Below are 10,644 nucleotides of genomic sequence, written 5' to 3'. Positions count from 1 at the left end.
TGCTGGACATCAACCAGGTCAACCCGCCGATGCGGCTGGAAGTCAGCCAGCCGGTGCTCAATAACGCCGACATGCAAAAACTGCGCGACATTGAGGCGCATACCCAGGGCAAGTTCAAGAGCTACACGCTGGACGTCACCTATCCGCTGGCCTGGGGCCATGAGGGGGTCGAGGCCAAGCTCGCCTCGCTGTGCGCGGAAGCAGTCGATGCGATCAAGGATGGCAAGAACATTCTGATCGTCAGTGACCGCGCCGTGAGCGCGACGCAAGTCGCCATTCCTGCCTTGCTGGCGCTGTCCGCGATTCACCAGCATCTGGTGAAAGAAGGCCTGCGCACGACCGCCGGCCTGGTGGTCGAGACCGGCTCTGCCAAGGAAGTGCATCACTTTGCCGTGCTGGCTGGCTACGGCGCCGAGGCGGTCCATCCCTACCTCGCCATGGAAACCCTGGCCGAATTGTCCCAAGGACTGCCGGGCGAGTTGAGCACCGAAAAGGCGGTCTACAACTACACCAAGGCGGTGGGCAAGGGCCTGTCCAAGATCATGTCCAAGATGGGCGTGTCGACCTACATGAGCTACTGCGGTTCCCAGTTGTTCGAGGCGATTGGCCTGAACCGTGAAACCGTGGACAAATTCTTTACCGGAACTTCCAGCCAGGTGGGCGGCATGGGTGTGTTCGAGATTGCCGAGGAAGCCCTGCGCATGCACCGCGATGCCTTCAGCGACGACCCGGTGCTGGCCAACATGCTGGACGCCGGCGGCGAATACGCCTGGCGCGTGCGCGGCGAAGACCACATGTGGACGCCCGACACGATTGCCAAGCTGCAGCATTCCACGCGGTCGAACAACTGGAACACCTACAAGGAATATGCCCAGCTGGTCAACGACCAGAGCCGCCGCCATATGACGCTGCGCGGCCTGTTCGAATTCAAGATTGACCCGTCCAGGGCCATCCCGATCGACGAGGTCGAGTCGGCCAAGGAAATCGTCAAGCGCTTTGCCACCGGCGCCATGTCGCTCGGCTCCATCAGCACCGAAGCCCATGCCACGCTGGCCGTCGCCATGAACCGCATCGGCGGCAAGAGCAACACCGGCGAGGGCGGCGAAGATCCGGCCCGCTACCGCCAGGAGCTCAAGGGCATCCCGATCAAGCGCGGCGATACGCTCAAGAGCGTGATTGGCGAGAAAGTGGTTGAAGTCGATCTGCCGCTGCAGGACGGCGATTCGCTGCGTTCGCGCATCAAGCAGGTGGCGTCGGGCCGCTTTGGTGTCACGGCGGAATACCTGGTGTCGGCCGACCAGATCCAGATCAAGATGGCGCAGGGCGCCAAGCCCGGCGAGGGCGGCCAGTTGCCCGGCGGCAAGGTCAGCGAATACATCGGGCAGTTGCGGTTCTCGGTGCCCGGCGTGGGCCTGATTTCACCGCCGCCGCACCATGACATCTACTCGATCGAGGATTTGGCGCAGCTGATCCATGACCTGAAAAACGTCAATCCGCGCGCCAGCATCAGCGTCAAGCTGGTCAGCGAAACCGGCGTCGGCACCATTGCCGCGGGCGTGGCCAAGGCCAAGTCCGACCACGTCGTGATTGCCGGCCACGACGGCGGCACGGGGGCCTCGCCCTGGTCGTCCATCAAGCATGCCGGGTCCCCATGGGAAATCGGTTTGGCCGAAACCCAGCAAACACTGGTGCTCAACCGCCTGCGCGGCCGCATTCGCGTGCAGGCCGATGGCCAGATGAAAACCGGCCGCGACGTCGTGATCGGCGCGCTGCTGGGTGCCGACGAGTTCGGTTTTGCGACCGCACCGCTGGTCGTTGAAGGCTGCATCATGATGCGCAAATGCCACCTCAACACCTGCCCGGTGGGTGTTGCCACGCAAGACCCGGTGCTGCGCCAGAAATTCAGCGGCAAGCCTGAGCATGTGGTCAACTACTTCTTCTTTGTGGCCGAGGAAGCCCGCCAGTTGATGGCGCAACTCGGCGTGCGCACGTTTGACGAACTGATTGGCCGCGCCGACCTGCTGGACACGCAAAAAGGCATTACGCACTGGAAGGCCGGTGGTCTGGACTTCAGCCGTCTGTTCTATCAGCCCCAGGTGCCGGCCGATGTGCCGCGCCGCCATGTCATGGAACAAGAGCACGGGCTTGAAAAGGCGCTGGACAAGCGCCTGATTGAAAAGTCGAAAGCCGCCCTCGAAAAAGGCGAAAAGGTGCAGTTCATCGAGGTCGCACGCAACGTCAACCGCACAGTGGGCGCCATGCTCTCGGGTGAACTGACGCGCCTGCACCCCCAGGGCCTGCCGGACGACACCCTGCGCATCCAGCTGGAAGGCACGGGCGGACAGTCGTTTGGCGCCTTCCTGGCCAAGGGCATCACCATGTACCTGATTGGCGATGCCAACGACTACACGGGCAAGGGCCTGTCTGGCGGCCGCATCGTGGTGCGCCCCAGTATCGACTTCAGGGGTGAGTCGCACAAGAACACCATCGTCGGCAACACCGTGCTGTACGGCGCCACCACGGGCGAGGCGTTTTTCAGCGGCGTGGCCGGCGAACGCTTTGCGGTGCGGCTGTCGGGTGCGACGGCTGTCGTTGAAGGCACTGGCGACCATGGTTGCGAGTACATGACGGGCGGTACCGTGGCCGTGCTGGGCAAGACCGGGCGCAACTTTGCGGCCGGCATGAGCGGCGGCGTGGCCTATGTGTATGACGAAGACGGCCAGTTTGCAACCCGTTGCAACACCGCCATGGTGTCGATGGACAAGATCGTCACCACCGCCGAGCAGCACACCCACGACCAGGCCGACTGGCATGCCGGCGAAACCGACGAAGAGCAGCTCAAGCGTCTGCTGCAGGACCACAACCGCTGGACCGGCAGCAAGCGCGCCCGCGAGTTGCTGGACACCTGGCAGGAGTCGCGCCTGAAGTTTGTGAAAGTGTTCCCCAATGAGTACAAGCGGGCGCTGATCGAGCGCAAGGAGCGCCGGCTGGAAGCGGCGACCGAAACCACGCGCGTGCAGGTGGCCACCAACCAGGAGGCGGCGCTGGCCAAGTAAGGCCAGGGCGGCTATCGTTTGCTATTGTATTTATAGCTGCTTGCGCCCTTTGGTAGAGGGCTGGCAGCATAAAACGCTTAAAAAATTGCACAGGACGCATCATGGGAAAAATCACCGGCTTCATGGAATACGAGCGCATCGAAGAGGGCTACAAGCCCGTCACCGAGCGGCTGAAGAACTACAAGGAATTTGTCATTGGCCTGAACGATGCGCAGGCCGGCAAGCAGGCGGCGCGCTGCATGGACTGCGGCACACCGTTTTGCACCAGCGGCTGCCCGGTCAACAACATCATTCCCGACTTCAACGACATGGTGTTTCGCGCTGACTGGAAAAACGCGATCGACACGCTGCACAGCACCAACAACTTTCCGGAGTTCACCGGCCGCATCTGCCCCGCGCCCTGCGAGGCGGCCTGCACGCTGAACGTCAACGACGACGCCGTGGGCATCAAGTCGATTGAGCATGCCATCATTGACCGCGCCTGGTCCGAGGGCTGGGTCACGCCGCAGTTGCCCAAGCACCAGACCGGCAAAAAGGTTGCCATCGTCGGTTCCGGGCCGGCCGGCATGGCGGCCGCCCAGCAACTCGCGCGGGCCGGTCATGACGTGACGCTGTTTGAGAAGAACGACCGCATCGGCGGCTTGCTGCGCTACGGCATTCCCGACTTCAAGATGGAGAAAACCCATATTGACCGCCGCGTCAAGCAAATGCAGGCCGAAGGCGTGCAGTTCCGCACCGGCGTGATGGTGGGCAGCCTGCCCAAGGACTCCAAAGTCACCAATTGGGCCAAGGAAACCATTGCACCTGAACAACTGCAAAAAGACTTTGATGCCGTGATACTGACCGGCGGCGCCGAGCAGTCGCGGGACTTGCCTGTGCCTGGCCGCGACCTGGATGGCGTGCACTTCGCCATGGAATTCTTGCCCACGCAAAACAAGGTGAATGCGGGCGACAAGGTCAAGGGCCAGCTCCGGGCCGAAGGCAAGCATGTCATCGTGATTGGTGGCGGCGACACCGGTTCCGACTGTGTCGGCACCAGCAACCGGCACGGCGCGGCCAGCGTGACCCAGTTTGAACTGATGCCCCAGCCGCCCGAAGAAGAAAACCGCCCCATGACCTGGCCTTACTGGCCGATCAAGCTGCGTACCAGTTCCAGCCACGAAGAAGGCTGCGAGCGCGAGTTCGCTATCTCCACCAAGGAACTGATTGGCGAAAAAGGCAAGGTCACCGGCCTGAAAACCGTTCGCGTCGAGTGGAAAGACGGCAAGATGGTTGAAGTGCCGGGCTCGGAAAAAATCCTCAAGGCCGACCTGGTGCTGCTGGCCATGGGCTTTGTGTCGCCGGTCGCCTCGGTGCTGGAGTCTTTTGGCATTGAAAAAGACAACCGGGGTAACGCCAAGGCCAGCACGGAGTTCACGGGTGGCTATGCCACCAACGTGCCCAAGGTGTTTGCCGCGGGTGACATCCGGCGCGGCCAGAGCCTGGTGGTGTGGGCGATTCGCGAAGGCCGCCAGGCCGCCCGCGCGGTGGATGAATTTTTGATGGGATTTAGCGACCTGCCAAGGTAAGTAAGCGTAATCCCTTATGATCCAAGAGCCGGAAAGTCCGGCTTTTGTTTTTTATGGCTTCATCTTCCACCGAATCACTTGTTGAACTGCGAAATCTGACCTTTGGGTACGGGGAGCGCGTCATTCTGGACGACATCTCCCTGTCGGTGCCCAGAGGTAAGGTCACGGCCTTGCTGGGTGCCTCGGGCGGCGGCAAAACCACCATTTTGCGGCTGATCGGTGGCCAGAACCGGGCCCAGTCCGGCCAGTTGCTGTTTGACGGCCAGGACGTCACGCCCATGAACCAGCCGCAGATTTACGCTGCGCGGCGGCGCATGGGCATGCTGTTCCAGTTTGGCGCGCTGTTTGCCGATCTGAGCGTGTTTGAGAACGTCGCCTTTCCGCTGCGCGAGCATACCGACCTGCCCGATGCGCTGATTCGCGACATTGTGCTCATGAAGCTCAATGCCGTGGGCCTGCGCGGTGCGCGTGACCTGATGCCCAGCGAGGTCTCCGGCGGCATGGCCAGGCGCATTGCGCTGGCGCGCGCGATCGCGCTGGACCCCGAGTTGGTGATGTACGACGAGCCCTTTTCCGGCCTCGATCCGATTTCGCTGGGCACGGCTGCGCGGCTGATCCGGCAGCTCAACGACAGCATGGGCCTGACCAGCATTTTTGTCTCGCACGAGCTGGAGCAGACGTTTGCCATTTCCGATCATGTGATCATTCTGGCCAACGGCAAGGTGGCGGCCGAAGGCACGCCCGACGAGGTGCGCCAGAGCAGTGATCCGCTGGTGTACCAGTATGTCCATGCCCTGCCGGATGGCCCGGTCCGTTTTCACTATCCCGGCGCAAGCGTCGAGGACGACTTTGGCCCTGCGCCCACATCGGGGCCCAAGCCGCCGGGAGGTTCATCATGAGTTGGTACAAGCCCTCAGACGTCGGGTTCGCCACGCGCAACTGGCTGGCCAATCTGGGCAAAGCGGCCCGGCTGTTCTTTGAGTTGCTGACAACGGTCGTTGGCAGCTTTCGCCGCTTTGGCCTGGTGCGCGACCAGATCCATTTTCTGGGCAACTATTCCCTGGTCATCATTGCAGTGTCGGGGCTGTTTGTGGGCTTCGTGTTCGGGCTGCAGGGCTACTACACGCTGCAGCGTTTCGGCTCGTCCGATTCGCTGGGCCTGCTGGTCACGCTGACGCTGGTGCGCGAGCTCGGGCCAGTGGTCACGGCGCTGCTGTTTGCCGGCCGGGCCGGCACCTCGCTGACGGCCGAGATCGGCCTCATGAAGGCGGGCGAGCAGATTAGCGTCATGGAAATGATGGCGGTAGACCCGGTCAAGCGCATTTTGGCACCTCGTTTCTGGGCCGGTGTGATCACCATGCCCTTGCTGGCGGCTGTGTTCAGTGCCATGGGCATTATTGGCGGCTGGGTCGTGGGCGTGGTCATGATCGGCGTCGATGCCGGTGCGTTCTGGAGCCAGATCCAGGGCGGTGTCGATGTCTGGTCCGACGTCGGCAACGGCATTATCAAGAGCATCGTGTTCGGCTTTACCGTCACTTTTATTGCGCTGTTGCAGGGTTTTGAGGCGCAAGCCACGCCGGAAGGGGTGGCCAGCGCCACCACCCGTACGGTAGTCGTGGCCTCGCTGGCGGTTCTGGGTCTGGATTTCATCCTGACCGCGATGATGTTTACTACTTAAGGAGAGTGTGGTGCAACGCTCAAAGAATGATGTGTGGGTGGGTTTGTTTGTCCTGGTGGGGGGCGTGGCCATCCTGTTTCTGGCGCTGCAGGCCGCCAATTTGCTGACGCTGAGTTTTCAGTCCACCTACCGGGTGACGGCCAAGTTTGACAATATTGGCGGACTCAAGCCCAAGGCTGCAGTGCGCAGCAGCGGGGTCGTGGTGGGCCGCGTGGACAACATCACGTTTGACGACAAGACCTTCCAGGCGCGCGTCACGCTGGCGCTGGAAGACCGCTATGCTTTTCCCAAGGACAGTTCGCTGAAGATTCTCACCAGCGGCCTGCTGGGGGAGCAGTACATAGGCGTCGAGGCTGGCGGGGCTGAAGTCAACCTCGCCGCGGGCGACAACATTTCCAGCACGCAATCGGCCGTGGTGCTTGAAAACCTGATTGGCCAGTTTTTGTTCAGTAAAGCCGCGGAAAGCAGCCCGGTGCCGGGCGCCACACCGCCATCAGATAGCGTAGAGAAAAAATGACGACACACATCGCAAGTCCGACATCGTTCCGCTGGGCCTCGGTCGCCTTGGTGCTGGCCCTGTTGCAGGGCTGCGCCACCGGGCCGAATGCCAATCCGGCCGATCCGCTGGAGCCCCTGAACCGAGCGGTATTCCAGTTCAATGACGGCCTGGACCGGGCCGTCATCAAGCCCGTGGCAACCGCCTACCAGAATGTGACACCTGCGCCAGTGCGCACAGGCGTCACCAATTTCTTTGGCAATATTTCAGACGTCTGGTCTGTGGTCAATAACGTGCTGCAGGCCAAGCCTCAAGCCGCCATCGAAAGCTTTTTCCGCGTCACGACCAATACCTTGTGGGGGCTGGGCGGCATTTTCGATGTCGCCAGCGACTTGAAAATTCCCAAGCACAGCGAGAATTTTGGACAGACTCTGGGGCATTGGGGCGTCGCGTCTGGTCCCTATCTGGTACTGCCAGTGTTTGGCCCCTCCAACATGCGCGACGCGTTGGGGACGGTGGTTGACTCGCAGGGAGATCTTGTGACCCAGGGCGTTGACAATATTTCCGTGCGCAATTCGCTGGTCAGCCTGCGCCTTGTCAATCTCCGGGCGAATTTGCTGGACGTTGGTGACTTTCTGGAGCAGGCGTCGCTGGACAAGTACAGTTTTGCCCGCGACATCTACATGCAGCGCCATCGCTCGTCACGTGCCGTTGATGCGCCGCCCGAAGAGCGCTACGACTTGCCTGAAGCGGCGCCCGGCGCTGAGCAGCCCCCAGTGCCTGTTCCGGCCGGCAAGCCCTGAACCCTCGTCAACAAGCTTTACAAAACTGCTGCAATACTTCATCACCTGCCGCGCAACTGTTCCGCAAAATAGGTCTCCAACCGCTTTTGCGCAGTCACATTCGTTTGCCGTGAAACGGGTAAGCAGATGGTTCACCATCGAAGGAAAATCATGAAACGTAGAACCCTGGGCCGCTTGCTGGCCGCGTCGCTCAGCCTCACCATGCTGGCGGCCACCCCTTTTGTTCGCGCAGCCGAAGAGGCGCCCGATGCCCTGATCAAGCGTGTTTCCGTGGAAGTGCTGGACGCCATCCGGGCGGACAAGGAAGTCCAGGCCGGCGACATGACCAAAGTGCTTGCGCTGGTGGATGGCAAGGTCATGCCGCATGTCAATTTCACGCGCATGACCGCTGCTGCCGTGGGCCGCAACTGGCGCCAGGCGACGCCTGACCAGAAAAAGCGTCTGCAGGAAGAGTTCAAGGCGATGCTGATCCGCACCTACTCCGGCGCACTGTCGCAGGTCAATGACCAGCGGCTCAATGTCAAGCCCCTGCGTGCGTCACCCACCGACACCGAGGTCGTGGTGCGCACCGACGTGATTGGCCGGGGCGAACCGGTTCAGCTCGACTACCGCATGGAAAAAACCCCCACGGGCTGGAAGATTTATGACCTCAATGTGCTGGGCGTCTGGATGGTGGAAACCTACCGCACCCAGTTTGCCCAGGAAATCAATACCAATGGCATTGAGGGCCTGATTTCAGCGCTCGCGCAGCGCAACAAGTCCAGCGTCAGCGTCAGCGGCCGCAAGTCCTGAGCCGGCCCGCTGTTGTGTTGACGCTTCCTGCCGTTTTGACGCACGCCGCATCGGCTGTGTTTGCCCGTGGCTTGCCGCAGGCGGTGCAGTCCCAGCCGGCCGAGGTGGTGGCTGACGCCAGCGCCCTGCAGCAGTTTGACTCTTCCGCGCTGGCGGTGCTGCTGGAATGCAGGCGCCAGGCGATGGCTGCCGGCAAAGCTTTTGCAGTGCATGGCGCACCAGCCCGGTTGCGTGAGCTGGCCAGCCTTTATGGCGTTCAGGCGCTGATTCCACCTGTGGCAACGGCTGCTACAGTGGCCGCAGCCTGAGCGTGCGTTCGCGCCGGCTCGTCCGGTCTGTCATGCGGCGCACGGGGCCTTACAGGGGCCTTCTGAACAAGCAAGGCATCAGCCCTTAAAATGATGGGCTCATGCCAGCTATCTCATTCCAGTCCGTCTCCAAAACCTACCCTTCCAAGCGAAATCAGACCGCCCCGGCGGTTCGGGCGCTGGACAACGTCAGCTTTGACATCCAGCAGGGCGAATTTTTCGGCCTGCTGGGTCCCAACGGTGCCGGAAAAACCACGCTGATCAGCATTCTGGCGGGCCTGTCGCGCGCCACCAGCGGCCGGGTGCTGGTGCATGGCAGCGATGTCGTGACCGACTACGCCGTGGCCCGCCGAAAAATCGGCGTGGTGCCGCAGGAATTGGTGTTTGACCCGTTTTTCACCGTGCGCGAGGCCCTGCGCTTTCAGTCTGGCTATTTCGGCATCAAGCACAACGACGACTGGATTGACGAGTTGCTCACCAGTCTTGGGCTGGCGGACAAGGCCCAGGCCAACATGCGCCAACTCTCGGGCGGCATGAAGCGGCGCGTGCTGGTGGCGCAGGCGCTGGTGCACAAGCCCCAGGTGATCGTGCTCGATGAACCCACGGCCGGCGTCGATGTGGAGTTGCGCCAGACGCTCTGGCAGTTCATTGCCAAGCTCAACAAGCAGGGCAGCACGGTGCTGCTGACCACCCACTACCTTGAAGAGGCCGAAGCGTTGTGCGGCCGCATTGCCATGCTCAAGCAGGGTCGGGTCGTGGCGCTGGATTCGACTTCCGAGCTGCTTAAAGCCGCTTCCTCGAACGTGCTGCGCTTCAAGATTGACAGCGAGCTGCCGCCGCATCTGGCCGCCCAGGCCCGCATTACCGGCCGCATCGTGCAGTTCCCGGCGCACAACGCCCGCGAAATCGAGCAGTACCTGGCAGCCATCCGCGAGGCCGGCCTGGTGGCCGAAGACGTGGAATTCCGCAAGGCCGACCTTGAAGATGTGTTTCTCGATGTGATGAACGAAATCGACGTGAAAGAACCTTTGGCCGCCGATGCGCTGGCGTTTGTGGGGGTTGCAAAATGAGCGGCTGGCAAACCCTGTTTTACAAGGAAGTCCTGCGTTTCTGGAAAGTTGGTTTCCAGACCGTGGGCGCACCGGTCCTGACGGCCGTGCTCTACATGCTGATTTTTGGCCATGTGTTGCAGGGCAAGGTGGTCGTGTACGAAAGCGTCAGCTATGTCGCCTTCCTGGTGCCTGGCCTGGTGATGATGAGCGTGCTGCAAAACGCCTTTGCCAACAGCTCGTCATCGCTGATCCAGAGCAAGATCATGGGCAGCCTGGTGTTTGTGCTGCTCACGCCGCTGTCGCACTGGCACTGGTTTTTTGCCTATGTAGGCTCGTCGGTGGCGCGCGGCCTGCTGGTCGGCGCAGGCGTGTTTGCTGTGACCGCATTTTTTGGCCAGCCCGGGTTTGTGGCGCCGGTCTGGATCGTGGTGTTCGCGGTGCTGGGCGCGGCCATGCTGGGCGCGTTGGGCGTGGTGGCGGGTCTTTGGTCTGAAAAGTTCGACCAGATGGCGGTGTTCCAGAACTTCGTCATCATGCCCATGACGTTTTTGAGCGGCGTGTTTTACTCCATTCATTCGCTGCCGCCTTTCTGGCAGACCGTCAGCCACCTGAACCCGTTTTTCTACATGGTGGACGGTTTTCGCTATGGATTTTTTGGCGTCAGCGACGTCTCGCCCTGGCTCAGCCTGGGCATTGTGCTGAGCGCATTTCTAGTTGTCAGCGCCGTCGCAGTCAACATGCTGCGCACGGGCTACAAGATCAGAACATGACCCGCAGGATGATGCCCCCACGGTCGCCCACTGCGTGTGGCTCCCTGCCCCCCAAGGGGGCGCTGCGCCTGCTGGTGGGGAGTTTCGTCCGCTTATATTTGTCACTTTTTTCGCCATCCAT

The 10,644-nt window shown here is 61.6% G+C and carries 10 protein-coding genes; all 10 read left to right on the top strand.

Annotated elements, in window-relative coordinates:
- Positions 1-3,056, top strand: a 3,056-nt coding sequence (locus IV091_RS07775; protein WP_293467261.1) for a glutamate synthase-related protein, incomplete at its 5' end; no start/stop codon positions are given.
- Positions 3,057-3,157: 101 nt separating this feature from the next.
- On the top strand, positions 3,158-4,624 hold the full coding sequence (locus IV091_RS07770; protein WP_293467259.1) for a glutamate synthase subunit beta: 1,467 nt from the start codon (positions 3,158-3,160) through the stop codon (positions 4,622-4,624).
- 53 nt (positions 4,625-4,677) lie between these two features.
- Positions 4,678-5,523, top strand: coding sequence for an ABC transporter ATP-binding protein (locus IV091_RS07765; protein WP_293467257.1), 846 nt, complete (start codon positions 4,678-4,680; stop codon positions 5,521-5,523).
- Positions 5,520-6,302 (top strand): lipid asymmetry maintenance ABC transporter permease subunit MlaE, encoded by a 783-nt coding sequence (gene mlaE, locus IV091_RS07760; RefSeq protein WP_293467255.1) that lies wholly within the window; start codon positions 5,520-5,522, stop codon positions 6,300-6,302. The genes IV091_RS07765 and mlaE overlap by 4 nt, the downstream gene beginning before the upstream one ends.
- Positions 6,303-6,312: 10 nt before the next feature.
- Positions 6,313-6,819: an outer membrane lipid asymmetry maintenance protein MlaD gene (gene mlaD, locus IV091_RS07755; RefSeq protein WP_293467252.1), complete on the top strand. Its 507-nt coding sequence runs from the start codon at positions 6,313-6,315 to the stop codon at positions 6,817-6,819.
- Entirely contained in the window at positions 6,816-7,601 is a 786-nt protein-coding gene (locus IV091_RS07750; RefSeq protein WP_293467250.1) for a VacJ family lipoprotein, read from the top strand. The genes mlaD and IV091_RS07750 overlap by 4 nt, the downstream gene beginning before the upstream one ends.
- 150 nt (positions 7,602-7,751) lie before the next feature.
- A complete protein-coding gene (locus IV091_RS07745) occupies positions 7,752-8,393 on the top strand; it encodes a phospholipid-binding protein MlaC (protein WP_293467248.1) in 642 nt (213 codons plus the stop codon).
- A 14-nt stretch (positions 8,394-8,407) separates the two neighbouring features.
- A complete protein-coding gene (locus IV091_RS07740) occupies positions 8,408-8,701 on the top strand; it encodes an STAS domain-containing protein (RefSeq protein ID WP_293467246.1) in 294 nt (97 codons plus the stop codon).
- Positions 8,702-8,802: 101 nt separating this feature from the next.
- The gene (locus IV091_RS07735; protein WP_293467244.1) at positions 8,803-9,771 is read left to right on the top strand and encodes an ABC transporter ATP-binding protein; all 969 of its coding nucleotides are present in this window, start codon (positions 8,803-8,805) and stop codon (positions 9,769-9,771) included.
- Positions 9,768-10,523 carry an ABC transporter permease gene (locus tag IV091_RS07730; RefSeq protein WP_293467242.1) on the top strand — a complete coding sequence of 252 codons (756 nt, stop codon included), beginning with the start codon at positions 9,768-9,770 and terminating at the stop codon, positions 10,521-10,523. Before IV091_RS07735 ends, IV091_RS07730 begins: the two co-directional genes overlap by 4 nt.
- The last annotated feature ends 121 nt before the right edge of the window (positions 10,524-10,644 follow it).

The organism is Polaromonas sp. (genome assembly GCF_018780625.1).
Classification (GTDB): domain Bacteria; phylum Pseudomonadota; class Gammaproteobacteria; order Burkholderiales; family Burkholderiaceae_C; genus Polaromonas.
This window is presented reverse-complemented; position numbering and strand designations above follow the sequence as displayed.